Source organism: Pseudoalteromonas sp. P1-25 (assembly GCF_001401805.1).
GTDB lineage: Bacteria > Pseudomonadota > Gammaproteobacteria > Enterobacterales > Alteromonadaceae > Pseudoalteromonas.
In genome coordinates, this window is sequence record NZ_LKDW01000016.1 from 20,432 (window position 1) to 46,266 (window position 25,835).

The following is a 25,835-nucleotide window of genomic DNA, read 5'->3' on the forward strand; positions in this document are numbered from 1 at the left end:
GATGAAACCGAATAAAGTTCTCGCCTCTTTAATTGGCATCACCTTAAGCAGCTATGTTGCTGCCGAAGATATAGAGTTGTATGTAAACCACGATGTAGATGTGGAAGAAAAGCCAAGGGTTTTACTTATATTTGATACCTCAGGCAGTATGGCTTTTTCATCCTCTAATGGTAATAACTGTGGTTATAATAATTTTTTAGGTTTGTATAACTTGTGTATAGACAGCCGCCTTGCAGCTGCGCAATTCGCGATGAATAAAGTGGTATTAGATAATGAAGACACTATCGATTTTGGCCTAATGCGCTTTGAAAGAAATTCAGCCGGAGGATATGTTGTAAATGGAGTTGGTAGTGATTCATCAGTAGTACGTACTTCTATCGCAGGGTTACCAGCAGATGGGGGGACACCACTGACAGAGACGCTTTGGGAAGCATATTTGTATATCACTGGACAGGAGGTTCAATACGGAGAGGGGGTTACCACTGCAGAGCGTGATACAAATGTAGAGTTACGCACGGGTAGCCAATGGACAGATGTTGAGTGTGAATGGGTTTGGAATCGCCGTCGAGGTTGGGTGTATGAATGTGAAAATATAGTCAGAGATAATTACGAGTATACATATATATCGCCATTTGCAGACAGTGAAGCTGAAGCGGCTCGTTGTGATAATTCAATCAACATCATTTACATGACCGATGGTGATCCATCTAATGATAACGGCAGCGATAGTGATATTAGTGATGAACACGAAAAGTACTTTGGAGAGCCATTAAACTGGGACACCGATAGTTATTACAGTAATTATTTACACCAAATGGCCAAAATTATTCATGGTACAAGTGATGTTACTGTTGATTTATACCCTGCTACTGCTGATATTCACGAAACAGGCCGCTTATACACCATAGGTTTTGGGTCTGGCATGAGTGACGAAGGTCAAGAGTTATTAAGGCGTGCAGCCTTATTAGGTGGCGGTGAAAACTTACCAGCGAGTACACCTGACGAGCTCTCTAACTCATTAAATAGTGCAATTTCTCGCATTCGTGAAGTTAACGATAGCTTTTCATCGCCTTCGGTAGCAAGTAACAACGTAGACCAAACACGTAGCCGTGATGCCATTTACTTTGCCATGTTTTATCCAGAAACAAACACACGCTGGGGCGGTAACTTAAAAAAATTAAAAGTATCAGGCAGTGAAATAGTCGACTCAGTTGGCAACACCGCGCTTGACTCTGATGGTTTAATCGATACTGATGCTAAAACATTTTGGTTGCCAGATGGCCAGTCTGCTGATGGTAACTTAGTAGCACAAGGGGGAGTAAATTATCACTTGTCTTCATTAACAGGCTCACCCGCTGAGGGCAGACGTAACCTCTATACCGATAAACAAGGCGATATAGTTGAGTTTACAACCAGTATTGTGAGCGACATTTTAGACTTAGTAACTAACAACCCGATTAGCCTAGCCAGTTCTGATATAAAATGGGCAATGGGAATAGATGTTGATGATGAAGATAACGATGGCTCTAACACCGATCAACGTAGTGATATTTTTGGTGACCCTTTACACTCTAAGCCCGTAGCAATCGACTATGGTAATAACGACATACGCATATTGATTGGTACTAATGCCGGCTTTTTACATATGTTTAAAGACGATGATACTAATAATCAAGTAACCGAAAGTTGGGCATTCATTCCCTCCGATCTTTACGATATTATTCAGCCTTTACGCAATGAAAACACCGGTAAACTCTATGGTATGGACGGCCCAATCAGTGTTTACTTTAGTGATAAAAGCTTAAATGATGATGGCATCAATGATGGTATTGTTGATGCGAGCGATGGTGATGACGTGTGGGCGTTTGCAGGCATGCGCCGTGGCGGGAAAAACTATTATGCCTTTGATATCACTAACCCCGATCAGCCTAAAAAACTATGGGATAATCCTATAGAGGGTGGTAAAGGCGATTTTAAAGAGCTTGCTCAAACGTGGTCAAAACCCCAAATAGCCTACATAAAAGCATTTGGCGATAAACCATTACTTGTTTTTGGTGCAGGGTATGACACGAATAAAGATGCCGTGGTGAGAAGTGAAGATTCTGTAGGCCGTGGTATTTATATTGTAGAAGCCGAAACAGGCAAAAAAGTGTGGGCTTTAACACCAAGCGAAAACGGATTTAAAGGTAAGCACTCTATTGCAGCAAATGTATCTACGCTTGATTCAGATTACGATGGTTACATTGACAGAATTTATGCTGCCGATACTGGGGGCGATATTTGGCGTATTGACATGCCAGGCACTAGCACCAGTAATTTTACGCATTTTAAACTTGCAGAACTAGGTAGCAGTTTAGCAAGCCAAGACCGTCGCTTTTTTTATCAACCAATGGTGGCGCGCACACTATATAGCAAGGTAAGTGAAACAACCGTTAATGGCGAAACAGTTATTACACGTTTAGATACACCTTATGACGCGATTGTGATTGGTAGCGGTAACCGCTCAAAACCCACCGGGACCAATGAAGACGATCAACTGTTTATGATAAGAGACGAAAACACAGTAACTCAGTCATTCACGACTGCACCAGCAGCGATTAAACCAGCAGATCTAATGCTAATGAACAGCGACCCGTTTGGTAATGCATTAGACGATGTAGATGAGTTTGTTGATTTAGAAGTTGATTTAGCTAAATTCAAAGGGTGGCGTTATGAGTTAAGCACGGGCGAAAAATCTTTAGCCGCTGCAACAGTGGTTGGCGGTGTCGCTTATTATACAAGCTTTACACCTTCATCTGAAACTTCCACAGAGAACCAATGTTCGTTAAGTGGCGGTGGCGGCTCGTTATATGCGTTCCATCTACATTATGGCACCAAAGTCTACGATGACCTAAAATTTACCACTAGTTATGATGTACCCGATACACCACAATTGTACTTCGGTGAAGCCCCATCGTGTGCAGATGGCAACGGTGATGGCATGTGTGATGATAACCCAACCATTGAAGTGACCGAAGAAAGCCAGTTTTACCTAATTGGGCCGGGGATAAAAGGCGAAAATGCGCAAAATCCAATGAAGCCAGTAGAAATAATGGGCCCAGGCTTAACGGTTGTAGATGGTACAGTACAATTAGTTAATGACGACGATAATGTAGGGTTTGGTTTTAAAACCCAACAAACCTATATTTATAAACGTGAAGAGAATGATGAAATTGATGATTAAGGAATATTAATGAATAAACACGTACGCGGATTCACGTTGATAGAGTTAATGATAGCCGTGGCTATTGTAGGTATTTTAGCCTCAATAGCACTGCCTAATTATACTGAGTATGTAAAACGCTCATCTCGCGCAGAGGCTGCAGCAGCGCTTTTAGATGCCGCAAACAAACAAGAGCAATACTTTGTAGACAATCGTGAGTACACAGAGTCATTTTCAGACTTAGGTATACAAGACACCACAGAAAACGGCCATTTTGAGCTGTCGATTGATGTGGAAGAGGACGACAATACCTTTGTAATTACAGCTAAACCTATTGCAGGTGCAGTAAAAGGCGACGGTGATTGCACACAAATTACAATCACTGATACGGGCTATAAAGGCGCAAAAGGCACTAAAGGTAACTCAGACGTTGAGTACTGTTGGGGACGTTAACTTAATCTGGTTAACTAGTCGCGCTGACATTTGTCGGTTGATTTAATTCGTATACGCCCTGTTTGACTAACAGATAAAGCCAGCCCCTCAAGGTTGGCTTTTTCTTTATTTGGGCAGTATATAAATGTTCCATTTTGAAAACCATTTAAAGAGCCATCGGGCCGAAAGGTAATTGCACTTCGGGGGTACTGCATAGAATCGGCATTATGGATTTTTTCAAAAGTGCTTATTAACAAGTCGTCGGTGTCTAATGATGTAGACTTGTCGTTATCAATAAATAACGACATTTGTCCATCCCACTCATCTTTAGTGCATTGATTATTTTTTAAAGCACACAAAGTAACATAAGTGCCATTTTCAATGGCGTAAAGGCGGCCATAATTAATGTTTCGGTGCAGCAAACTAACATGGTTATCGGCGCGGTTTTTCGCTAAAAAGTCAGGAAAAACCGATAGAGAAATTTGGCTAACAATACTCACAATAGCAATAGATGCCATCAATTCTAAAAGCGTATAGCCAGCCTGAGTTTGGGTAGATAACCTCATCCCTGAAGCCCTGAGTCAAAAAATGTATTAGCTCAGTGTAGTAAATGATAAAAATATGACAACTTAAATTGTGTATTTTTTAACCGCAGTTGAGTGCGCTGTCACCGGCATAAAAAGCGGTGCCAGATTGCGATAAAGTAAGGGCTTTATTATTTTCAGTACCACCATTGGGGCAAAAAACAAAGTCACCTGGGTTAGTGGTAATTCGTCCACTGGTATTAAATCGTAAGCGACGCTCATTGCCTGTAAAGGTTAGTTTGTCGTTATCTGAAATTTCTTCCATTACTCTCAGCAATGTATCGGTAGCACCATTATAGTGCCCGTCGTTATCTAAATCGATAAACACAACAATAATCTTATTCTCGTCCCACTTTTTGTTGCAATTGAAAGTGTCTTTGCTGTTTTTAATTTTACCTTGACCGGTAGGGCATACAACAACAATTTCATCTGTACTGGCGGCTTGCGAACGGGCAAAACTAATATTACGTTTTAGTTCAAGTAAGAAGTTTTCAGCGCGGTTTTCTTCAAGCATATCGCTGCTGTCCCAAAGCGCTATAGAGGCAATAATACCCACTATGGCCACTGCCACCATAAGCTCTAATAAAGTTAAACCGGTTTGGAATTTTTTCATATTTTTTACACCTACTACATTTGTTATTGTTATAGCGAGTTGAGAATATTTATAAATTGGACTTGTAAGTAATTATACCATGCTTGGTTGTTTTATCATCGAATTCAATTGCTTTGTTTGCTATGAACCCCATGATTGTCTAAAATCGAGGCAACTAAAGCTTTAATAAGTAGTGAGCATGAAAAAAATAGAAGCAATCATCAAGCCCTTTAAGTTAGACGATGTACGCGAAGCCTTATCAGATGTAGGTATTACGGGTATGACTGTAAGTGAAGTAAAAGGCTTTGGCCGTCAAAAAGGGCACACAGAACTTTACCGTGGCGCTGAGTACATGGTGGACTTTTTACCTAAAGTTAAACTTGATATTGTACTAACCGATGAAGACGTTGAGCGCGCAATAGAAGTAATAGTAAAAACAGCGCAAACCGGCAAAATTGGTGATGGTAAAATATTTGTCACTGATGTTGAGCGTGTAGTGCGTATCCGTACAGCAGAAGAAGACGAAGAAGCAATTTAATTTTATAGCGCAAAACATTTTTGTATATAAAGCTAAAAAGGCTGCAAATAGTTATATTTGCAGCCTTTTTTGTAAGGTACTAATCTTTAAGTAGTAAAACTACTAAAGCTTATTGCTCTTGAGAATGCGCTTCACGAGCTTCTTCAATCTCTTGTGCAATTTCTTGCGCTTTTTGCTTTGTTTTTTCAGTTAGCTCGCCTGCGGCTTCTTTACTTTTTATCCATGCATCAACGGCAATTTCTTTGCCATCGTCGTACATGTCTAAGCCCATCGCTTTACTTTGCTCAAGTAGCTCATTTAACGACTCATCGTTTTTAAGCTCGTTGGCTTTATCTTTTACATCGTTCCATGTATCACCAAGCTGCTCTTGCATTTGTGCGCTTTTATCTTTTGCATCTTCTTGTGCTTGTTGGGCATCTTCACAGCCCGTAAGTGTAATTAAAGTGCCTAATAAAGCTAAACCTGCTAATTTGTTCATGTGCTATCTCTCCTTAGAGACAAGTAATTAATTCACCCTAATAATAGAACAACGAAAATGAACACACCTGTAACAACACGCTTAAATTTTGAATTAATGAATGAACACGACTGGCCTTTGTTGTATGAACTAGATCAAGACCCCGCGGTAATGAAATATATAAATCGGGGCACCCCTTCTTCATTAAAGCAAATTAAAGAAATAGGAATCCCCAGAATGCTTGCCTACAAAAATGCAAACAAAGGTTGGGGGCTATGGAAAATCACCCTAAAAAAAGACGGCTCTTTTATAGGGTGGGTACTTATTAGGCCTATGCACTTTTTTACTCAAACGCCCGATTTTTCAAATATTGAAATAGGATGGCGCTTTAAACAATCTAGTTGGGGGCAAGGCTTTGCAACTGAGGCTGCGAGCGCATTATGTAACACTTTAAAAATGCAGCCAGAGATAAAAACATTATCGGCAATGGCACTGGCCGATAATAAAGCTTCAATTAGCGTCATGCAAAAGCTTGGGCTTAGGTGGGTCAAAAATTATGTGCATACCGATGAGCAAGGCGACTTAAATGCCGTTTTATACGCTAAGCCGTTATAGCATACAAAAATTAACGTGTATAAACATTGACCTAGCATTCTATGGTATGCATAAATGAGCCAAGCGAGATTAAAATAATAAAGTAAGGATGTTTTATGGGGTTATTTTTTCGACCAAGCAGGCTCATTGTTAAGAGTGTATTGATTGCACAATTTTGCATATTTAGCGTGCAGGCAGAGCAAGTTGCTAAAAGCGCGGTAGCAATGCCTGACGCTTTCAGTGCAGATGTCGCGCAAGCTATTTTAGAACAAGGTGGAAATGCTGTTGATGCAGCTATAGCTGCGCAATTTGTATTGGCGGTAACACTTCCCGAGGCAGGTAATATTGGCGGGGGAGGTTTTATGCTTATACAAAAAGAAGGAAAAAGTGATTTTATAGACTATCGTGAAACCGCCCCCCAAGCAGCGCACAGAGATATGTATTTAGATGCCAAGGGCAATGTAATTAAAAACAAGTCAATTTATGGTATTCACGCCAGTGGCGTACCGGGGAGTGTAGCTGGTATGTGGTTGGCTCACAAAAAACACGGCACCTTAAAATGGCAAACATTAGTACAGCCGGCGGTTACCTTAGCAGAGCAAGGCTTTAAGGTGCCGCCCAAATTGGCCAAAGGCGTTAAGCAATACATTGCTCATTTAGACAAGCAAAAAATAAATGTAAATTTTAAGCACTATTTTGCAGATATAAAAGCAAATCAGGTGTTTAAACAACCCGAGCTAGCGGCTACTTTAAAACGAATAAGAGATAACGGCCAAGACGGATTTTATAAAGGTGAAACAGCCCGCATTATTGCCAACTTTATGCACCAGCATGGCGGTATTATTAATGAAGCAGATTTGGCTCAATACTCTGCTGTGTCGCGCACGCCTATTAAGGCTAATTGGAATGGCTATGAAGTATTAACTGCTCCACCACCAAGTTCTGGTGGAATAGCTATTTTACAGTGGCTAAAAATGTTTGAGCTTAAAAAAAGCGAAATGGGGCTAGTACATAACTCTACTCAATACGTACATTTACTTGCTGAAATAGGCAAACGTGTGTTTGCCGATAGAGCAGAGTACTTGGGCGATCCTGACTTTTTTGACGTACCAGTGACTGAGCTTACTGATATTGATTATTTAAAAGGGCGCAGTAAAGATATTTCTTTAACCGCTATTTCCACCACCGAAAATATAAAACCTGGGCTTAAAGAAAGTGAGCAAACCACACATTTTTCTATTATTGATAAAATGGGTAATGCGGTGGCCAATACCACAACAATTAATTTAAGCTTTGGTAGTGGCGTTGTGGTTGAAGGTGCGGGCTTTATATTAAATGACGAAATGGATGACTTTAGCGCTAAACCTGGGGTAATGAACGCCTTTGGCGCGCTCGGTGGTAAAGCAAACGAAATTCAGCCAAAAAAGCGTATGCTTAGCTCAATGTCGCCAACCATACTGCTTAAAAACAATCGCGTTAAAATGGTTACGGGGTCGCCTGGGGGTACAACAATCATTAGCTCGGTGTATCAATCGATTTTAAATGCGGTTGAATTTAACATGAGCGCCGAGGAGATTGTTAACAGCACGCGGTTTCATCATCAGTTGTGGCCTAAAAACGTGATCAGAGTGCATGCAGGGCTTAGTGAAAACACAAAAACTGAGCTTATAAAAATGGGCTACACACTGGATGAGCGAGGCTTTGGTGACTTGCAGGTTATTGTAAACAAAGACGGTGAGCTACAAGCTGCGTCTCAGGCTACAGGTCGCGGTGAGTCTCGCGTTTTTTAAAGGCTTGGAGCTAACCCCTTTAAGCTAAAGGGGTTAGCCTTTAATTTATCAACCAATAGCGGGTACTAATCCCAACATTTGCATAAATTGGGCGACAATAATTGCAATACCGCACAGCCCAGCAACGGCTAAACCAACATTACCACTTCGTACTTTATACCCTGATTGCGGGCCCACCTTACGCTGCTTATAAACCATCGACACGGGTAAAAATATAGCTAGTACCACAAGGGCGATGGCTGCATAACCCAGCGCCATTATAAATCCCTGAGGGTAAAACAACGCAAACCCTAAAGGAGGAATAAAGGTAATTAGTGCGGTTTTTATTCTCTCTGATTTGGTATCGCCTTTATTAAATGCATCAGCAAAAAAATCAAATAAGCCTAAGCTAACACCTAAAAAAGAGGTGGCTAATGCTAAGTCGGCAAACAGTGTAACGGCGCTTGTTACTTGCGGATTATGCGCAATATTCGCGACACTCTCTACAAAGCCAGTTAAGCCATTACTATTGAGTAAATCACTTTGCTGCATAATACCTTGGCTAAGCAGTTGCCAAAAAATATAAATCACTAAAGGTAAAGCAGCCCCTGCAATCATTACTTTACGCAATACTTTTGTTTCTAGCCCTACATACTTAACAATTGACGGAATAGAGCCATGAAAACCAAACGAGGTAAAAATAACCGGCAAGGCAGATAAAATAAGCCCTTGCTCTACGGGCATTTCAAGTAAATGCTTACCTTGTACATGGGGCGTAAGCATATAAAACAAACTGCCTAATACTATAATTTTAATGGTAAATAATACGCGGTTGAGTTTATCTACTTTACTGGTACCTAAAGTAACCACGCTACCAATTACAGCGGCCAAAACCACAGAGGCTATTTGTGGTGCGATGTTTATGCTTAAATCACTACTAATCCGCGACTGTAACTGTGCGCCACCACCGGCAATATAAGCTGCACACAGGGCGTAAAATAAAAATACCATCGAGAAATTAGCAATATATTGCCCACGCTTTCCTAACCAGCGTTTTGCTAAAGTGTTCAAGGTTGCATCTCTGGGAGCGTGTTGGTGGAGCTCTAGCATTAATAAAGCGGTGTAGGTCATTAGTAACCAACTGGCTATTATCAGTGCAAGTGCAGTATTAAAGCCAAGCCCAGCAGAGGCAATGGGTAACGCTAGCATACCAGCGCCTATGGTGGTGCCTGCAACAATTAACATGCTGCCTATTGTTTTATTTTTAAGCACTTAACTATCCTAAAATGTGTGAGAGGCACTCAAGATATAACTAGTTACTTAAAACATAAATAGTTTTGTAATAAATGCGCGTAAATAATAATGTAACCATGAATTTACAGCTGTATTTACGCGCTTAAAGTAGTTACATTTTCGCTATTTGAATAATTAAGCGGCGGTTTTTATTTCGGCCTAAAATATTTTCATTGGTATCAACAAAGCGTTTTTCACCAAGGCCTGTGGTTTGTACTTTGTTTTCATCAACACCTAAGCTGACCATATAGTCTTTTATCGCATTGGCACGCTTACGCGATAAGTCTAAGTTATTCCAGCGGCCACCGTAACTATCGGTATACGAATCAATACTGATAGATTCAATACTCGTGTCATTTTTTAAATACTCAGCAATTTTATCTAAGCGCTTTTGTGACTCTTTAGTGAGCTTGCTGCTATTTGATTGGTAGTTCATTACGGTAAATGAAATATCCTCAAAACTGTACGGTAAAAGCTCATCTCGGCACTGCAAAAATGCCCAATAGGCTTGTTTAAAATTAACGCTTGAAATACCAACGGCAATTTTGTCGGCACTATTTTGCCAGTCTTGGTAGTAAAAGGTAGGATGAAACCCTTTTTCAAGTTCGCTCAGCATTTCCCATGCGGTTTTATTACCAAGCTCACCATCAAACTTTTTAAGTAACTTCATAGAAGTTATATCACGCGTGGGCAAGCCTGCTCGCCATGCTGGTGGCACCGCCTTTAAACCTGCTATATCATAATTTTCCGGACGCACAACCATATCTAAATTAAAAGTTAAATTTTTATTTTTACTTGCCGATGCCTTAAAAATAGCCTCGCCATAGTAGGGCACTTCGTGGTTTAGCTGGCACTGTAAGCGTGTTGTTTTTATAACTTCCCAGTTAGAGTTATCTTGATTTGCGCTGTATTGACGCATAGCCGCTTGCGATGAATAGCTCATCAGGACGGTGCCAAGGCTTACGCTAATAAAAAACAACTTACACTTCATAAAACGCTCCAGTTAATCTACTAAGCCAATATTTTGGCGTGCTACAAAAGCTAGGCTCAATTAATAGCCAATACGGGTAGCAGTTATTAGAAAGCAAATAGCATGCCTACAATATATTCATTAAAAAAATTATAAAGCCCTAGCCGAGTCGCCCTCAATTTTGACATAATAGTGAGCTTATCCTCACAAACCAAGAAGACTATGGCAAATACTGAGCAAACACTTTTCGCACAACGCTTTCGCGGCTTTTTTCCTGTTGTAATCGACGTTGAAACCGCCGGCTTTAATAAAGAAACCGACGCCTTACTTGAAATTGCCGTATCCATTTTAAAAATGGATGACCAAGGGTTACTCAGCATAGATCATACCGTTCATTTTCATGTAGAGCCTTTTGAAGGTGCTAATATAGAACAAGCTGCCATTGAATTTAACGGCATAGACCCGTTTAGTCCACTGCGTGGCGCTGTACCTGAAGAAGAAGCAATAAAAGAAATTTGTAAAGCAGTACGTAAAGCGCAAAAAGCCGCCGGGTGTCAACGCTCAGTTGTAGTGGCACATAATGCTGCCTTTGATCATGGTTTTTTAAATGCAGCCATTGAGCGTAACAATATTAAGCGTACGCCATTTCATCCATTTGTAAGCTTTGACACAACCTCGCTTGCAGGATTAGCGTTAGGCCAAACGGTACTGGCTAAAGCATGTAGAGCCGCGGGCATTGAGTTTGATAACAGCCAAGCACACTCTGCACTTTACGATACAGAGCGCACAGCAGAGCTGTATTGTTTAATAGTAAATCGTTGGCAAGAATTAGGGGGCTGGCCGTTAGCGCCACTACCTGAAAGTGACGCTCAAGAAACTGAAAACACTCAAGAGGATACTAAAACGACTGAGTGATTTTCCCCTCAGACAGTTTTACCAAGTGGGGTGGGTAAATACGCGAAAACTGTTTTGTGTCTTTTGCTATTTTAAGCTCCACACCTGGGTGCATTATTTCATTAATTTTTAAGCGGCTAGTGGCTAATAGCTGAGAAATTTTTTGCTTCACCAATCTTTTTTGACGTTGTACGTGCATAGCACGCGTTTTTATATGCTGCTCATTAGCGGCAATTTTATCTAACAGCTGTTGTCGTTGAGCTGCAACAGGAATTTTTATCGCTTTTTCTTTAGCTTGATTAAGCGCCGATGTTTTACTTGCTAACACCTTTTCAAAATCAATTATCTGAGACTGCTTTGAGCGCAGTTCATGCCAGTTTTGAGCTAAAAACACGCGTGTTTTAGTGCCTGCAGGTGCACCTAGTTCCCCTGTTTCAATACGCATAGCATCAAGAATATTACCCCCAATTATTTTTCCGCGCGGGTTACCTGCTTTACCTACCCGTATTAAGCGCCTTGCACTTAAATTACAATGCAAGGCCTGGCGCTCTATAAACAAATCCTGTGCACTTTTAATATTACAGTACTGGGCATAGCCAATAGAAATGGTACGCTTAGCTGAAATTTCACAAGTAAATGCTTCTTCATTTTCACGCTTGCGCCCAATAGCGCCGAGCATAATAGTGACCGCGCTTTGGCTTTCAATCGTGCCTGATTCAACAAACCCTAATACAGTAATATCGCCATTGGCTTTGACCCGCATACCGTCTTTTACATCACCAGAGATAATTACGCTGCCATCAAAATCAACATGGCCTGTGCTTACATCTACATTATGAAAGCATAAAACGTCGTCCACCCGCATGCCTCTGGGTAGTGCAACAGGCACGCCCTTACAATCGGCAATGAGCATGTTTGGGTTGTTAGGGTCTATTTTTGTGCCTTCAAAGGGCTGTAATTCATGCTCTTTACCTGGCGTGGCCCTAATTAGGTCGCCAAAAACCGTATAGCCATCCTCCCCGGGTGTAGCAGCTACACGCTGCATTAAAGGAGTGCCGGGTTTTACGGTAATAATGGCGCCAAGGTCTTTCATATCCACCTTGCCACCTTCTTTTGCTTGAGGGCTAAGTACGCGGTCTTGCGCAGTAGAGCAAAGGCGAACAAACCTCGCATCACTGCCTTCTTTGGGGTTTCGGCCATGGGCCACAATAGCGCTATATGCTGTACCTGCAGGGTGAGAAAATTGCTGTCCTAAAAACGTATCAAGTGCACGAGGGCTAATCCCTTTTTTCACACCAGCTTCAGCCAGCGCGGCTTGAGCGGCTTCCATAGAAAGTAAAGCACCGCCTCTGGCCGTGGTAAGTGTTGCCTCAGCAACCATGTTTTTTTCATCAACATTAATAACAAGGCTCGCGTCCGTTGCTTTGGCAATTACTAATGACTCTTGCTGATAATTTTTACTTGGTGAAAATAACTTACCAATATTGCCAGAGAGCACTTCAAACTCGCAATAATCCGACTGCTCAAGTAGCTCAATAAGCTGAGCGCTTGTTACCGGAAATCCATTATCAATAGGGTGCGCAGATAACGCCAGCTCACCCGTTTGTTCATTAAATAAAAAAACCGACATTTATAAATTCCCTACGATTATGCCTGTTATTATGATTATTACTTTCACTACAAAAACTTAAGCCTCTGCGTAAAAATTAACTCCTTATTTGAGCACAACTTGAACGGTATGTTAAGTAAATGTTCAGTATTTGTTTGCTTTTTTGCAAACTTGTGCTTATTAACTGTTCACTTGATTCTGTAGGCTAAAATAAAAGTGTCACACCCCTTGAGTATCAGACGTTTACTCAGTTATACTGCCCTCACTGAAAGAAATTCATATTTCAGGGGCTGATTAGGATTCGACGGAATTCAAGAAGCCTGAGGTGCATGTCGAGGTGCGGTTTGCCTCGTAAAAAAGCCGCAATTTAAAGTAATCGCAAACGACGATAACTACTCTCTAGCAGCTTAGGCTGGCTAGCGCTCCTTCCATGTATTCTTGTGGACTGGTTTTTGGAGTGTCACCCTAACACCTGATCGCGACGGAAACCCTGGCCGGGGTTGAAGCGTTAAAACTAAGCGGCCTCGCCTTTATCTACCGTGTTTGTCCGGGATTTAAAGGTTAATTAAATGACAATACTAAACATGTAGTACCGACGGTCGAGGCTTTTCGGACGGGGGTTCAAATCCCCCCAGCTCCACCACTTTAAAACCGCTGAAAGCTAGTAAATACGTAGCTTTCAGCGGTTTTTTCACATCTACAACCCTCTATAACACTCTACAAAATACACAAGCTCTACACACCAGTAAATACGGGCTGTTTGGCTTAATTGTATATTTTATGTTTTCAGTGCTTTTTCACAAAAATACACAAAATATACACACAGTTTTTGTGTGATAAACCATTAAATAATTTTATATAACAGCCTTTTATTAGGAGTAGGTAGCACCACTTTAGATAGAATTTCGTACGAGCTAATAGATGGAGGTTTATTGATTGCCACCTCGTCATTAATTTTGATAAGGGTGAGTTTTTGAAAATACTTAAAGTAATTAGGCTAAGAATTTAAAACTCTAATTAATAAAGTAGTTAATTTCAAAACCCAAAATTTATCGCTTATAAAGCTTCTTATAATTAAACATTATTAAGATTTGTACAGGAAAGCCATCTCAGCTCACAATTGTTAAGAAGAGAGCAGTTTAAAAAACCTTTACCATGCTTTGAGTGAGATTTTAGCTGCAGCTTAGTAGCTCTTGATGCCACTAAAGCGAACTTCTGCTTGGAGCGATAACCGGACATTGAGGTTGGCTAAATATCATCGTTAATTGATTCGTTAGACTGCTCTTTGCGCATATATTCACGAAAATGAGCGCTGCGCGTATGTTAGTTCATTTAACTTTACCTAAAAAATTTAGAAAACTTACTGATAGTAATGCCTTAGTTAATTTGTTAAAACTATACAAATAGATAAATGAGCGTTAAGTCGGCAGAAATATGCGCGATGAGCGCACTATTAAATTGTTGAACTAAGCCGCTACGCGGAGATCCTATTCTGACCATTTGAGCCACACTTACCTTGGGGTTATCCCATATTTGGAGGTAAGTCATGAATACACTCATTGAACAAGTCAAAACTGAAATAGCCTACCGTGGTTATTCGCAAAGTACATGTAAAAGTTACTGCGAGCATTTACTTAAACTCAGCCATTATTTTAATAAACCACTCGATTTAATTACTGATGATGAGCTGAATATCTTTTTTAAAGATCCCGCTATTCGCAAGCTCTCCAGAGCGAGTCAAAAAATACAAATAAACAGCATTTGGTTTTTGTTTAAGAATATTTTACACCGGCCATTGAACTTAGATATCGCATTGCCAAAAGCGAAGTCGCGCGCACCCACCTATTTATCACGTGATGATATTCGACGACTTATAGAGAGTTGCACGGATATGCGCTTAAAAACATTAATAGTAGTGTGTTATGGATGTGGTTTGCGTATTGGCGAACTGCTGCGCATCAAAGTGCAAGACATCGATGGGCAGCGTAAAACCATTTTAATTGAACAGGGTAAAGGAGATAAGTCACGCTATGTTGTTGTATCAGATAGCGTGCTAAATCAATTACGTTGCTATTGGAAAATGTATCACCCAACGGGCTGGATGTTTTATTCACGATGGTTAATGGATAAACCCATGTCCCCCTCAAGCTTCAGAAAGGCATTGAAAAAACATTCACTGGCATGTGGTTTAGCGCACTGTAATCCTCATGCTTTACGCCATGCTTATACAACACATCAACTTGAATCAGGTATGCCACTTCATCAACTGCAACATCAGCTCGGCCATAGTGATATTAAAACCACGCAAAGTTACTTACACTGGTTACCTGAATTAGGTCATGGTGGCATTGATTTACTTGCGAGCTGGGGTAAACAATGAGCGCTTTACACCTCGCTGATATTTTAAACTCGAATCTTGAGAATTATCGCCAGCATCATACGATGAGCTATCAACAACTGCGTGTCTGTCAGCATCTTCAATCATGCAGAACAGGTCAGCTCGGTTATCAAGCGTGGCAATGTGATAACTGTGGTGAAGTACAACAAATTGGATGTAGCTGTCGAGATCGGCATTGCCCACGTTGCCAAGGCATGGCTACGGCTAAATGGGTGCAAAGACAACAAGAGGATTTATTATCGTGTCGCTATTTCCACCTTGTTTTTACGCTCCCCCATGAGTTGAATATCATTGCGCACTACAACCCAAACGCGTTGTATCACTGTTTATTTAAAGCCGCATGGCAAACGCTGTGTAAATTTGCGAAACGAAAGAGGCATGGCCAGTTAGGCATGACAAGCGTACTGCATACGTGGGGGCAGAACTTAAGTCAGCATATTCACCTGCATTGCTTGATACCCGCAGGCGCGCTTGATAAAGCGCACTGGCATGAAATAGAAAAAGGCTATTTATACCCCGTTAAAGCATTATCAACAGTGTTTAGAGGGAAAATGCTCGCGGCGCTCAATGAATGCGATAGTTCATTCGCGAAGGTAAGCACACCAACCAAATGGTGCGTGTATAGCAAAGCCTGTTTAACGTACAGTGAAAAGCTAGTTAGTTACCTTGCTCGTTATACCCGAAAAGGCGTGATGTCAGAATCGCGATTAGTGTCAGCGACTGAAGAAACAGTGAGCTTTAAATACCGCGATTATGCAGATAACAACCGCGATAAAGTCATGACTCTGAGTTGTGATGAATTTTTACGGCGCTACTTACAACATGTATTACCCAAAGGGTTTATGCGCATTCGCCACTATGGCTTTTTAGCTAATGCGTGTCGCAAGCGAAAGTTAGGGTTAATAAAGGCTCAAGTATCAGCAACCCCATGCAAAGCGGTCAAGCCGAAGGTAGAGCAAGAACGATTAATACCCCATTGGTCTTGCCAGTCATGCAAGACGGGTACCTTACGATTTATTGGTGTGATGAATTTAGATGAGGCGATAAATAAAATAGCGCGAACGAGTTAGCAGCCTTGCTTGCTGCATCAAATCAATAAGTTAACCTGCTTAATTGCTCAGGCTAATAGCGACTGTGCGAGCGAAAAATATCCTTGCTTAACGGTTAAACATTCGGTTTAATGAATAGATAATAAACGCTGAGCAATGCAGGGAAAGCTTAAATTATAATAGGTAAGCTTATTAAATTAGCTGATTTAGCTAGAGCCTCTAAAAAGCAAATTCCCATAGCATAAACAACACCAACTCTGACACACCGAGCAGGTAGCGCCTCAGTCCAACAAGCGATTATGCAACACAAACTGCGTGTCGCATAAATACTAAAGTGTTAAGCGTTTCTCTAGTATGGAGTTATCATGGATAGATTATATTCCCTTTTGGCATTTGTTTTTTACTGTATTGGGGTTGCATTATTTCTTTGGGTATTTAGAAGCCCTATAAATGATTTATATGAAATATCATTAAATGGAATCGAAAGTACAGCCACAATAATTGACTCTAAAGTTAATACAACTAGGGGAAGAAAGGGAAAAACAAAAACTAAGTACAGTCATCAAATTCGTTATGCTAATAATAAAATCGCATGGATAAATCTAGATCGAATATATCCAAACCAGACTCAGCTTAATGTTGTTTATAGCAAAACCGATTATACGAACGTCAGAGTAGGTTTTGAAGGAGATTCCTTCTATGAACACCTAAAAGCAAAGTATGGTGTAGTTGGGATTATTGCTATTATTTTAACCTTATCATTCCTTTTTTATAATTGTTTAAAGTGGATTTACTTTTTTGTAATTAACAAACCGATAGTAAGTGCAAAAAACGCTTAACAAGTGACTAAGGTTATGACTGTCCGCAATTGGCACTTTCCAGAAGTTTGACTTGGGCTAAATAGCACTAATTAATAGTAGGGGTGGGTTAGCTGAGTAGAATGCGTATCAAGCCCACACACCACCCCCTTCAAATGTATTTAACTAAGCATTAAGCTCTCTTTCATACTCATCGATAAAACTACCATAGTGCTGATAGAGTATATTAGGTGAAGAGTGCCCCATAAGTTTCGATACCTTCCAGTGATTTATTCCCTCAGAAATCAACTGAGATGCAAACGTATGTCTCATCTGGTAGGGGTAACGGTACTGTACACCGCAAGAGTCTAGTAAGTTTTTCCACCGGTGCTTTCTAAACGAGTCTTGGTTCCAAATTCTTTGCTGAGAATTTAAAAATAGGTATTCAGAGTCATGTTTTTTCATTTCTATAGCTAATAGATCACAAACATCTTCAGAAATAGGAATTTTTCTTCGACCGGCTTTGGTTTTAGTTGCCTTAACTATACCGTCAACAATAGCTTCGTAAATTGACACCTGTTTTGTTTTTAAACATACGTCAGCTTTTTTTAATGCAACCCACTCACTAGAGCGAATGCCTGTGTTGAATACAAGGCTTACAATTGCTCGTGTTGTCCCAGATGAACCGTTTATGATCTTGGCTTTTTCTAGTGGTGTGAATGGGTACACATCTTTATGTGCTCCCCTTGAGTCTATGTTATTTATTTTAGGTAAATATTCCCCTATTCGTATATTTTGAACAGGGTTTGATTTTATTAATTTATCGATCACAGCTCGAGCTAGGCAACAACGTAAAAATGAAATCCGGTTTGATAGCGTCTTTCTCGATACAGTTGATTTTTCGATTAGCTTTACAACATCAATGCTTTCTACTTCGGAAATGTTACAGTCCCACAATGGTTTTAATCCGTTTTTAGCTTTCTTGTACCCAGCAATCGTTGATTTTTCTAGCCCTCTCTCTATCCCCCTTTCAATATATAGGTTCATGTAATCAAGAACTTTTGCGTCGTTTGGGATAGTTGTAAATAGCTTTACTTTGTTAGATTTTGGAAAATGTTTGGCATAATCAAAAGTGTCATGCGCTATTTCATTTTTAATTTGGCCCAAAAAAAATCCTGCAGATTTTAGGCCTTGCTTATTAGGTATGAATGGTACTTTTTCTCTACATAAAACACCTTTGTAGGTGAAGGTGAGTTGGAATGATGTTGCTTCACCTTTTGAGTTGTAACGAATTACCACGCCCGAGGGCGGCTTAATTTTTTGAGTTTTTAATAGCATTTTAGAGTTATCACTTTAATATTTTAATCTTATATATTTTATCCATAAAATACTGTATTTTAAGGATTCTTTGCTGCGAAGTTCAGCCCAAAATCCTTTAGTAACTAAATCACCCCCCTTGATTCTTAACCCATTCAGTTACACTATTTAGATCAACCCAACGCTCCCTGACGCCTTCAACTTTATAAAAATGTTTGCCTTCTATCCACGCACCTCTCTGGATTCGAGATTCTACGGCTTTTTTACTTTCACCTGACTCTTCGCAATATTTGCTGATTAGTACTACGTCTATCATTTAAATTTCCTAGAAATGTATTTGATTTTTTAAAAAATTCTCAACCTTTCTATCTACATATCGACATTTGAAATTTTTTTTTAAGTAGTTGAAGCAGTAAAAACTTAATAAAAATTAAAAAAACAATAAAAATAAAAAGACAATCCCTTTAAAATCAAAGTGTTGTATATTTTGAAAATATTTTGATTTTTTATCGATGATATTAAAGTTTTCGGTGTTTCTAAGATCTATTGTGTGTAATTTGACCTTAATTAGAGTGTGTATAGTTTAAAATATAACTCTGAGAAGATGCGGGAGGGTAAGGGTAAAAGCTTATTATTGAGTTGAGTGTCTATGCAGTGGCATGGTTAATTTAGCCACCCACTAAAAAAGGAATATTACTTTCTTACAATTGAATAGGGGGTTATATGCAACCTACTAACTTTCTTTATTGTGTGACAGAACAAGTTTTATCAAAATTAGCGTCAGTACTATCGCTGGTATTATCCAAATAAAATCAGTCATATTGTTCATTCTCGAGGTGAAAGGTCCTTAATCAACATTAATGATTTTTATTATTTTTGCAAATTTAGCCAACAAAAACGCAACTCTTCATTTTTACCCACCGCTTGGCCTAGTTAATTTCAGGACAATTAACGAGGACAAATCATGAAAAACACTAAATCTCAATTTATTCGCCAATACGTTCGAGCAAGTAAATCCCCTTGGGATGACAGCTCTACAATTTTATTGCTAGCAGATGTAGTTGACGAACAAAGTTTGGAGTTAAATTTCAATAATTACATCTATTTACATAGGGATAGCGTTGGAAAAATACTTGGGATTAGCATTTCAAATAGTATGTTAGAAAAAAATACGAGTTTTGAGAATAGATATTTAGAGGGAGTAGATATGACACTTTTTTTACTTGTCTACATAGAGCAAATAACACAGTTTTGTGAGCTCTTCTCTGAGGAGTTCCAGCAAATATTTATGCAAACGCCAACTACATTTTTTGCAGCAGCAGAGAGTGATTGGGTCGATATTATCGACAATGCATAACCCCCTAAGCAGACTGTAGTCTGCTTTTTTTTATATTTTTTTCGTAAACCGATTTAAATACCCATGCCTGATTATTACCTAATAATGAGTTATCGATTTTGATAACAAACCACACAAGGAAAGTTAAGTATGGAAAATACATACGTATCAACATTGGATTTTTTAAATTTATTACACTCATTTAGCCGGGTAATCACCGCGAATGACCACCAGATAAACTTATTAGAATTACGCAGTGATAATGCGAATTTAGATGAGCTTTGGGAGGTAATTGGCCCTGAAATTACAGCGAATAAAGCGCTCAACCAGTATGCTATGCGAAAATTCACCTACGAGCTTATGCATGCTCTAATTAGCGACCCTGTAGAGCGTGTGGAGCTGCCGTGCGACTTTGAAGATGATGTTTTTGCTTAGTGTTAAATTGGAAATAATTAGCGATTGAAACTGAGGTCATAATAGTTATTTTCAAAATCAAAATAACAGCCTAATCATGTCTCCCCAAATATGCCGTGAATCATTATTTGCTGATTCGCTGCCCTAACTGCAATAGCGTTTAATAGGGCATTTTACTCAGTTACTGAGTATCAAACCTGGGAGGAGGTCCTGCGCAAATACAGGATTTCGTTACGGTGGCTCAAAAGCGCAGTCATTGTAATAATGTTTGGCAAGGCGGCGTAGAGGTCAAATGCAAAAGGGAGGTAGATTTATATCTACCTCCCTTTTGCGTATTTCAGTAAGGCAGTCAGTTCACTCAGTAGTTTCATTACAAATGATAGTGGTGAGGTAAAAAAAATAAAAAATAATTAATTTATTTTTTAACCGTCAGAAATAAATTAATAAAAAATAGAAAGTGGCAAATGTGCCTTTATTTTTATTTTTTCTATTTTAATACTTTTAGAGGATGTTATCTTATTGAAATTAAATAAAATATTTACTGTGTTTGTGGGCGATTTATATGTTTATTGTGGCACTTTATACGAAATGAGTAGGCAATTTATACGGTTTAGGGGGGCACTTTACCGTGAATAAATAAAAATTTTATTAACCAAAAAACTTACCGAAATTTCTTTTATTGGTTGAGCCGCGGTTAGCATAACTGCATCAACTAGAAATAAGGTAGTGACATGAGCAGTAAAAATTCTCCAAAAATTGTTTTCGCCAATAAGCTATTACATGCGGGTTATTCGCTAGAGATTAATGAGCAGCGGTTAATAAATCTCGCGTTGTCTAAAACTAATTCCAAAAAGTCTAACCCAGGAAAAATTCTGATTTATCCAACGGAATATGCCCAGTGTTTCGGCCTCAATAAAAGCAGTGTCTATGAGCAGCTGAGCGCAGCTGCAGAGTCACTCAGAGATAAATCTGTCACTATTTTAGACGATAAAGGTGAAGCGGTATCAATCCCGTGGGTGAGCAATGCCACATACGAAAAGGTGAAAAATCAGGGCTCGTTTATCACATTGGAGTTTTCAAAAGAAGTTGAGCCGTATATTTTTAATATTGAGGGTGATTTCACAGAGTTATTTTTTCATAATACAGTAAAATTAAATAGCCTAGCATCATTTCGGCTTTACGCACTTCTAAATAGGGTGCGAAATTACCCTAATTACAAACGACGGGACGCGGTAGTTGTGAATTTTCAATTACCAGAGATGAAACATAAATTATTTTTATCTGAATCATATGGAGCATGGCGGGATTTTAAGTCGCGTGTATTGTTACCTGCTATTGAAAAAATCAATGCCCACACAGATATATGCGTAACGTTTAAGCCGCTAAAAGTGGGTAACTGTATTACTGCCATTGAGTTTGCGTACAGCACTCAATGCCCTAGTAAAAGTGAACATATAGCTAGGCCAAATCTATTTCGCCGCCCTAGAGTTAAAAAAGGGTCAGCTAAAGAGGGCGAGTGGGCTCGTGCAAACCTCACGTTATTAGGAACCTATGAGCTGTTAAAACAGAATCAAAATCCTACTTTTAAGCTGAAAAAAGCAGATGTAAGGCGTTGCGTGGAATATGCAAAAATCCTTGGTGACGATGAATCTAAGATTTTTTACTCTAAACAATTGAATAAAAAACAACCATAACGCATTAATGTTTATACTACTGCATTACGAGTAAAACATTTTTTCAATTTCAGAACAAAGTTTAGTTCGGTATATTATTGAGGCACGCAGCAGCTCAGCATCACTTTCACTGAGAAGTGGTGCGCGCGACTTTTTGTCGTAACGTTCAGGTAGCTCCGTAAATAGCTGCTCATGTAAACGTTTAATGTCATCAAAAATTTTGACCGACTGAGAGAATAAAAAAATCTTACTGTAATCGTTATTTTTTAACGAGGCCAAATATTTTAGTAAAATAGCCTGCCGTGCCGTTTTATTTTTAAATGAGTGCTCAATTTCAACTGCTGCAATAGAGCCATCGAGGAGTCGTACAGCACCATCTATCGTTCGCGTATCAGATAGGTTATTAATACGTTTAAATTCAGGCTCAGTAATAAGCCCATTCCACATGGGCGCGTATGTTTCATCACTTTGATAGTTATGTATACCGCGCAGCATGACAAATGCGTTAATCAGGTTATGCATAACATTATTTTGATTGAACTGCAGAGCAGGGTTTTTATTACTCCTAAAATATACGTCGATGCCCATTAATTCCTCGGCAAATTTGGCTGCAGTATAGGTAGGCACGTAGACACGACCGTCAGGGCTTCGGTGTGTTTTTACCACACGCAGCAAACTGTCCTTTTCTAGCCGGTTCAGATGCTCTAATGCTAACCGATGATTAATGCCGTAGAGCCAGCGAATAATCCCTGGTGTAACAATGGAAAACCGAATAGCAATTAAAGCGGTTAATCGTGTTCGGTTAACCCCTTTTTGATGATTGTTTACGCCTGGATAATACCGCATATCAATATCAAAATAGCGAGGGTAGTGAGTATGAAGAGTGTTGTTCGTTTCCAAATTTATTGATGGTTGCTGAGTCAATTCAAAAATCCTTTTGGTGAGTTAATTAGTAAAAGTAACTAGCACCGCAACACAAAAATTATCATCATTTTATAATTATATTGTCGTTTTTCATCCCGAGATGCTCTTACAGCATGCACGGAATCATTGTCGCGATAATTATCGCAACAAAAAGCAGCTTTCAGCTGATGGCCTCGTCGCTTCGCTACTCAACCATAGGGCCTAAAACGCCCGCCAGCTCTGGTTGTTGCTCCGCAACGAGCTGGCTCAACGCGCTATCGCGCTAGCGTTGTAGACCCTGCGCGAATGTACGAGCTACGCTCCGTACTAACCGCCATACTGCCGCGCCTGACAATGCAATGGGTGCCCCATAATTTGCATTTTTCATCTGCTGTAATTTTCTACGAAAATAGATGGTTCGATATCAATTTTTGCAAAATTTTAATCGAATTTCGCTGATGCGAAACACTATCGCGGTTAGTACAGACCAGCCTGTACATTCGCGCGACTCCACACATTTCCGGCTTCGCCTCCAATGTATTACGCGAGCTATTGGTCTCATTCTGAGACGCTATTTTGCAGTTTTTCGTGCCGAAAAATGCGTTTTTAATAAAGTCTTTCAGACAAAACCGCCTTCAAATTAAACTTATTAATGAACTTTTTAGATAAAGAGGAAAGGTTTTTTGCTTAAAAAAATTAAGTGAAATAGAAGAAAAGTGAATACCTTATTCAAACTTTTTGTTGCTGAGCTTCGCAGTCAAACAAGTTTGATTTTTATCACGAAACCATTAAATTTGAAAGTATAAATTAATAATTAATAAGGTTTAAACATGAAAAACGACGCTAATGATATTGCTATTAACCCAGCCAGCGGTCTGCCTATTACTAATGCGAGCGCTAATATCGTAGATGTTGGTGGCAATGTGATAGGCCAGCTAGACAGAGTAATGACAGTGCACGAAATAGAAGGGTCAATAGAGGACGATTATTTTGATGCATTTGATGACGGCTTTTAATGCTCAAAATCTTAAAAGCTATCCGTGGTTATCGAATAGAAACTATCTATTCGACTATTGCTTTTAGTGGCTCTGCTATACTGTTTTTACAGTACCAACTAACTCAAAATTTTGCCTGGTTTATAGCTTTGAGTTTGTTTTGCACTAAACTGATAACAGGTATCTATAACTACGAATATTATCGAAAAAGTAATACCCCAAGCATGAAGGTCATGCTTAAGCATCTCCTTATTAAATTTGTATAACCCTTGTTTATTTGTCCTAAACACAAAGCGCCCTGATTTTATCAAGGCGCTTTTTTAGTTTATAAGTATTTAAATGCTTTTAAATTATTCAGGTTCACAAACTATGGATGGTAAAAGGGATCTTAAAAACATAACTTCTTTATCATTTAATTGAAAAGTCCTACTTTTTATTGGGTGCTGGGTTTGTACTGTTATTTGATTTTCTATCAACTCAACTTTCCACCTCCTCATAGAATTGAGTACTACTGAAGAGATGCTATAAAACTGCGAATTATTGCCAAATTTTGCAGCACCATAATGTAACGCCGCCAGTAAATCATCGTCAGATAGGCTAATTTTTTCAATTTGTAACCCAGCACTACTGTAACTTTTAATCTTAATAAGCATGTCTAAGTGTAGGGCAGTAGCAAGTTTTTCAGCAGAGTCACAGCCTATATTAAAAGGTATGTCCTTCCACTTAGTACTATTTCGGTGAGCTCTCAAACTTACTGTGTAATAAGGAGTTGCCGGCCTTAAAATAATGAAATCTTGCTCCCTCATTAAAGTGTGTACATCGTGCATTTCAACATTTACTAATTTATAGCCAAGCGCTAACTCAAATGCAGTGTTGCTATTTTCAGGGGTAATGAATATTTGGCCCCACCAGGTAATTTTAATAGAGCTGTTCTTTGCCTTAAGTGATTTAAATAAACCATGTAATAGTGCTAAGGTTGGTTTCCAATCTTTTGCCATTACATCTACACTACTAACAGGTGATGGGTGATAATCAAAAATTACCCTGCGCTTTTTAGCCTGTTTGATTTCTGATAGTAAAGTTTGAATATTCATACAGACTCACGCTCAGCCATAATCTTTATGCTAAAAGATTGATGTCGCTTGCCAACCTTTCCTTGTTTTGTAATGCCTGTACCACTAAATGTAATTTCTGTGTCGTAGTAATAAGCATGTTCAAACCGTAAGCTAGTGGTTCTATTTTTAGTATCAATATGAGTAATTAAGTCACCATAAACCACACCAAAAATACGCTTTATGACCTTTAATACTATTTGCTCAATCTCCAGTTCAAGTCGTTCAGTTTGTACACTTAGCGTGTTCGACTCTTCATTTAAGTTAGATAACAGTTCATCATTAACTGCCGTTAGCACATTAGTACACTTGTCATCTAAATCTCGAATCGGCGAAACTATATTTTCAAGCTGCCAATATAGGTCAGAGGTGTTTTCAAAGGCCTGTTGTTTAGACTCCAGTTCACGAATTAATGATAAAACTAATGGCACACGCTTTTTATCTAATAAAATGCTTTTAATATTTCGCTCAGGTAGCGCTATATCGTTAATATCTACATATGGGGTAATGAAGTGAGGTTCTTTATTTGGGGGTAAAAGCCCTGAAAACGCAATTTTTGTGCTAGTTACATGTAGGTATGAAGTCATCGAATGATGATACCGATTGGTTAGCCCATAAAACCAATTGACCTCCGTAGTTTTTACAACCACCTCATAAAGATTATTTTCTTCTAGAAGCTGACGAGCCTTGTGTACTTCATTAATAAGTCTTCCGGCAAACTCAACTAAGCAATAAGTAGGTAACGTTAATCTGTAATGCTCGTTACGTTGTTCTTTATTAAGTAATTGCACTGCTAAACAAATAACTTGATGAGACATAGCAAAACCCTCCAACTTATATAGGTTAGCCTAAGAGTTATGCTATCGCCTTAATAGAATTGCTTATTAACCGTATTTTATATAGCATC

24 protein-coding genes and 1 other RNA gene are annotated in these 25,835 nt (G+C 39.3%); 14 read left to right on the forward strand and 11 right to left on the reverse strand.

Going from position 1 to position 25,835, the window contains the following annotated elements; all coding sequences use genetic code 11:
- Position 1: 1 nt before the first annotated feature.
- Both AN393_RS11345 and AN393_RS11350 read left to right on the forward strand, forming a co-directional pair.
- The gene (locus tag AN393_RS11345) at positions 2-3,223 is read left to right on the forward strand and encodes a pilus assembly protein (protein WP_055018093.1); all 3,222 of its coding nucleotides are present in this window, start codon (positions 2-4) and stop codon (positions 3,221-3,223) included.
- Between the two features lie 9 nt (positions 3,224-3,232).
- Complete coding sequence (locus AN393_RS11350) at positions 3,233-3,655, forward strand: type IV pilin protein (protein WP_055015822.1); 423 nt, start codon at positions 3,233-3,235, stop codon at positions 3,653-3,655.
- Positions 3,656-3,669: 14 nt separating this feature from the next.
- Here AN393_RS11350 and AN393_RS11355 read toward each other — a convergent pair whose 3' ends face one another.
- Together AN393_RS11355 and AN393_RS11360 are read right to left on the reverse strand one after the other, a co-directional pair.
- On the reverse strand, positions 3,670-4,200 hold the full coding sequence (locus AN393_RS11355) for a GspH/FimT family pseudopilin (RefSeq protein ID WP_055015821.1): 531 nt from the start codon (positions 4,198-4,200) through the stop codon (positions 3,670-3,672).
- A 79-nt stretch (positions 4,201-4,279) separates the two neighbouring features.
- Complete coding sequence (locus AN393_RS11360) at positions 4,280-4,831, reverse strand: GspH/FimT family pseudopilin (protein ID WP_055018094.1); 552 nt, start codon at positions 4,829-4,831, stop codon at positions 4,280-4,282.
- A gap of 178 nt (positions 4,832-5,009) precedes the next feature.
- On the opposite strand from AN393_RS11360, the gene AN393_RS11365 reads away from it, so the two are divergent.
- Complete coding sequence (locus tag AN393_RS11365) at positions 5,010-5,348, forward strand: P-II family nitrogen regulator (RefSeq protein ID WP_004588371.1); 339 nt, start codon at positions 5,010-5,012, stop codon at positions 5,346-5,348.
- A gap of 109 nt (positions 5,349-5,457) precedes the next feature.
- Here the strand turns inward: AN393_RS11365 and AN393_RS11370 are convergent, their stop codons facing one another.
- Positions 5,458-5,826 carry a hypothetical protein gene (locus AN393_RS11370; protein WP_055015819.1) on the reverse strand — a complete coding sequence of 123 codons (369 nt, stop codon included), beginning with the start codon at positions 5,824-5,826 and terminating at the stop codon, positions 5,458-5,460.
- A gap of 57 nt (positions 5,827-5,883) precedes the next feature.
- Here AN393_RS11370 and AN393_RS11375 point away from each other — a divergent pair, with 57 nt between their 5' ends.
- Both AN393_RS11375 and ggt read left to right on the forward strand, forming a co-directional pair.
- On the forward strand, positions 5,884-6,420 hold the full coding sequence (locus AN393_RS11375) for a GNAT family N-acetyltransferase (RefSeq protein ID WP_055018095.1): 537 nt from the start codon (positions 5,884-5,886) through the stop codon (positions 6,418-6,420).
- 95 nt (positions 6,421-6,515) lie between these two features.
- A complete protein-coding gene (gene ggt / locus AN393_RS11380; RefSeq protein WP_055015817.1) occupies positions 6,516-8,189 on the forward strand; it encodes a gamma-glutamyltransferase in 1,674 nt (557 codons plus the stop codon).
- Positions 8,190-8,237: 48 nt separating this feature from the next.
- Here ggt and tyrP read toward each other — a convergent pair whose 3' ends face one another.
- Positions 8,238-9,440: a tyrosine transporter TyrP gene (gene tyrP / locus AN393_RS11385; protein ID WP_082422720.1), complete on the reverse strand. Its 1,203-nt coding sequence runs from the start codon at positions 9,438-9,440 to the stop codon at positions 8,238-8,240.
- Between the two features lie 133 nt (positions 9,441-9,573).
- Entirely contained in the window at positions 9,574-10,452 is an 879-nt protein-coding gene (locus AN393_RS11390) for an OmpA family protein (protein WP_055015816.1), read from the reverse strand.
- A gap of 201 nt (positions 10,453-10,653) precedes the next feature.
- On the opposite strand from AN393_RS11390, the gene rnt reads away from it, so the two are divergent.
- Positions 10,654-11,346 (forward strand): ribonuclease T, encoded by a 693-nt coding sequence (rnt, locus tag AN393_RS11395; RefSeq protein ID WP_055015815.1) that lies wholly within the window; start codon positions 10,654-10,656, stop codon positions 11,344-11,346.
- Here the strand turns inward: rnt and AN393_RS11400 are convergent.
- Positions 11,330-12,955, reverse strand: coding sequence for a DUF342 domain-containing protein (locus AN393_RS11400; RefSeq protein WP_055018096.1), 1,626 nt, complete (start codon positions 12,953-12,955; stop codon positions 11,330-11,332). The two genes, rnt and AN393_RS11400, sit on opposite strands and share 17 nt — an antisense overlap.
- 265 nt (positions 12,956-13,220) lie before the next feature.
- On the opposite strand from AN393_RS11400, the gene ssrA reads away from it, so the two are divergent.
- From ssrA to AN393_RS11415, 4 genes are all read left to right on the forward strand, one after another.
- Positions 13,221-13,577, forward strand: a transfer-messenger RNA (tmRNA) gene (gene ssrA / locus AN393_RS20075).
- 903 nt (positions 13,578-14,480) lie between these two features.
- Positions 14,481-15,314 (forward strand): tyrosine-type recombinase/integrase, encoded by an 834-nt coding sequence (locus AN393_RS11405; RefSeq protein WP_055018097.1) that lies wholly within the window; start codon positions 14,481-14,483, stop codon positions 15,312-15,314.
- Positions 15,311-16,402: an IS91 family transposase gene (locus tag AN393_RS11410; protein ID WP_055018098.1), complete on the forward strand. Its 1,092-nt coding sequence runs from the start codon at positions 15,311-15,313 to the stop codon at positions 16,400-16,402. The genes AN393_RS11405 and AN393_RS11410 overlap by 4 nt, the downstream gene beginning before the upstream one ends.
- 344 nt (positions 16,403-16,746) lie before the next feature.
- Entirely contained in the window at positions 16,747-17,220 is a 474-nt protein-coding gene (locus AN393_RS11415) for a hypothetical protein (RefSeq protein ID WP_055018099.1), read from the forward strand.
- A gap of 144 nt (positions 17,221-17,364) precedes the next feature.
- Here AN393_RS11415 and AN393_RS11420 read toward each other — a convergent pair whose 3' ends face one another.
- Both AN393_RS11420 and AN393_RS11425 read right to left on the reverse strand, forming a co-directional pair.
- Positions 17,365-18,516, reverse strand: coding sequence for an Arm DNA-binding domain-containing protein (locus tag AN393_RS11420; protein ID WP_055018100.1), 1,152 nt, complete (start codon positions 18,514-18,516; stop codon positions 17,365-17,367).
- A 109-nt stretch (positions 18,517-18,625) separates the two neighbouring features.
- On the reverse strand, positions 18,626-18,811 hold the full coding sequence (locus tag AN393_RS11425; protein ID WP_055018101.1) for a hypothetical protein: 186 nt from the start codon (positions 18,809-18,811) through the stop codon (positions 18,626-18,628).
- Between the two features lie 648 nt (positions 18,812-19,459).
- Here AN393_RS11425 and AN393_RS11430 point away from each other — a divergent pair.
- The 3 genes from AN393_RS11430 to AN393_RS11440 all read left to right on the forward strand — a co-directional run bounded on the left by AN393_RS11430 (position 19,460) and on the right by AN393_RS11440 (position 21,939).
- A complete protein-coding gene (locus AN393_RS11430) occupies positions 19,460-19,852 on the forward strand; it encodes a hypothetical protein (protein ID WP_055018102.1) in 393 nt (130 codons plus the stop codon).
- 129 nt (positions 19,853-19,981) lie between these two features.
- Positions 19,982-20,266, forward strand: coding sequence for a hypothetical protein (locus AN393_RS11435; protein ID WP_055018103.1), 285 nt, complete (start codon positions 19,982-19,984; stop codon positions 20,264-20,266).
- A 710-nt stretch (positions 20,267-20,976) separates the two neighbouring features.
- Positions 20,977-21,939: a replication initiation protein gene (locus AN393_RS11440; RefSeq protein ID WP_055018104.1), complete on the forward strand. Its 963-nt coding sequence runs from the start codon at positions 20,977-20,979 to the stop codon at positions 21,937-21,939.
- 24 nt (positions 21,940-21,963) lie between these two features.
- On the opposite strand, the gene AN393_RS11445 is transcribed toward AN393_RS11440, so the two are convergent.
- Complete coding sequence (locus tag AN393_RS11445) at positions 21,964-22,842, reverse strand: hypothetical protein (protein ID WP_055018105.1); 879 nt, start codon at positions 22,840-22,842, stop codon at positions 21,964-21,966.
- 809 nt (positions 22,843-23,651) lie between these two features.
- Here AN393_RS11445 and AN393_RS11450 point away from each other — a divergent pair.
- Positions 23,652-23,837: a hypothetical protein gene (locus AN393_RS11450; protein WP_055018106.1), complete on the forward strand. Its 186-nt coding sequence runs from the start codon at positions 23,652-23,654 to the stop codon at positions 23,835-23,837.
- Between the two features lie 329 nt (positions 23,838-24,166).
- Here AN393_RS11450 and AN393_RS11460 read toward each other — a convergent pair whose 3' ends face one another.
- Positions 24,167-24,910 (reverse strand): hypothetical protein, encoded by a 744-nt coding sequence (locus AN393_RS11460; protein ID WP_055018108.1) that lies wholly within the window; start codon positions 24,908-24,910, stop codon positions 24,167-24,169.
- Entirely contained in the window at positions 24,907-25,746 is an 840-nt protein-coding gene (locus tag AN393_RS11465; protein WP_055018109.1) for a hypothetical protein, read from the reverse strand. The genes AN393_RS11460 and AN393_RS11465 overlap by 4 nt, the downstream gene beginning before the upstream one ends.
- Positions 25,747-25,835 lie beyond the last annotated feature (89 nt).

Excerpts from the sequence above, each read along its gene's own strand:
- AN393_RS11345 (WP_055018093.1), top strand. The coding sequence starts at position 2 with ATGAAACCGAATAAAGTTCTCGCCTCTTTAATTGGCATCACCTTAAGC.
- AN393_RS11350 (WP_055015822.1), top strand. The coding sequence starts at position 3,233 with ATGAATAAACACGTACGCGGATTCACGTTGATAGAGTTAATGATAGCC.
- AN393_RS11355 (WP_055015821.1), bottom strand. The coding sequence starts at position 4,200 with ATGAGGTTATCTACCCAAACTCAGGCTGGCTATACGCTTTTAGAATTG.
- AN393_RS11360 (WP_055018094.1), bottom strand. The coding sequence starts at position 4,831 with ATGAAAAAATTCCAAACCGGTTTAACTTTATTAGAGCTTATGGTGGCA.
- AN393_RS11365 (WP_004588371.1), top strand. The coding sequence starts at position 5,010 with ATGAAAAAAATAGAAGCAATCATCAAGCCCTTTAAGTTAGACGATGTA.
- AN393_RS11370 (WP_055015819.1), bottom strand. The coding sequence starts at position 5,826 with ATGAACAAATTAGCAGGTTTAGCTTTATTAGGCACTTTAATTACACTT.
- AN393_RS11375 (WP_055018095.1), top strand. The coding sequence starts at position 5,884 with ATGAACACACCTGTAACAACACGCTTAAATTTTGAATTAATGAATGAA.
- ggt (WP_055015817.1), top strand. The coding sequence starts at position 6,516 with ATGGGGTTATTTTTTCGACCAAGCAGGCTCATTGTTAAGAGTGTATTG.
- AN393_RS11390 (WP_055015816.1), bottom strand. The coding sequence starts at position 10,452 with ATGAAGTGTAAGTTGTTTTTTATTAGCGTAAGCCTTGGCACCGTCCTG.
- rnt (WP_055015815.1), top strand. The coding sequence starts at position 10,654 with ATGGCAAATACTGAGCAAACACTTTTCGCACAACGCTTTCGCGGCTTT.
- AN393_RS11400 (WP_055018096.1), bottom strand. The coding sequence starts at position 12,955 with ATGTCGGTTTTTTTATTTAATGAACAAACGGGTGAGCTGGCGTTATCT.
- AN393_RS11405 (WP_055018097.1), top strand. The coding sequence starts at position 14,481 with ATGAATACACTCATTGAACAAGTCAAAACTGAAATAGCCTACCGTGGT.
- AN393_RS11410 (WP_055018098.1), top strand. The coding sequence starts at position 15,311 with ATGAGCGCTTTACACCTCGCTGATATTTTAAACTCGAATCTTGAGAAT.
- AN393_RS11415 (WP_055018099.1), top strand. The coding sequence starts at position 16,747 with ATGGATAGATTATATTCCCTTTTGGCATTTGTTTTTTACTGTATTGGG.
- AN393_RS11420 (WP_055018100.1), bottom strand. The coding sequence starts at position 18,516 with ATGCTATTAAAAACTCAAAAAATTAAGCCGCCCTCGGGCGTGGTAATT.
- AN393_RS11425 (WP_055018101.1), bottom strand. The coding sequence starts at position 18,811 with ATGATAGACGTAGTACTAATCAGCAAATATTGCGAAGAGTCAGGTGAA.
- AN393_RS11430 (WP_055018102.1), top strand. The coding sequence starts at position 19,460 with ATGAAAAACACTAAATCTCAATTTATTCGCCAATACGTTCGAGCAAGT.
- AN393_RS11435 (WP_055018103.1), top strand. The coding sequence starts at position 19,982 with ATGGAAAATACATACGTATCAACATTGGATTTTTTAAATTTATTACAC.
- AN393_RS11440 (WP_055018104.1), top strand. The coding sequence starts at position 20,977 with ATGAGCAGTAAAAATTCTCCAAAAATTGTTTTCGCCAATAAGCTATTA.
- AN393_RS11450 (WP_055018106.1), top strand. The coding sequence starts at position 23,652 with ATGAAAAACGACGCTAATGATATTGCTATTAACCCAGCCAGCGGTCTG.
- AN393_RS11460 (WP_055018108.1), bottom strand. The coding sequence starts at position 24,910 with ATGAATATTCAAACTTTACTATCAGAAATCAAACAGGCTAAAAAGCGC.
- AN393_RS11465 (WP_055018109.1), bottom strand. The coding sequence starts at position 25,746 with ATGTCTCATCAAGTTATTTGTTTAGCAGTGCAATTACTTAATAAAGAA.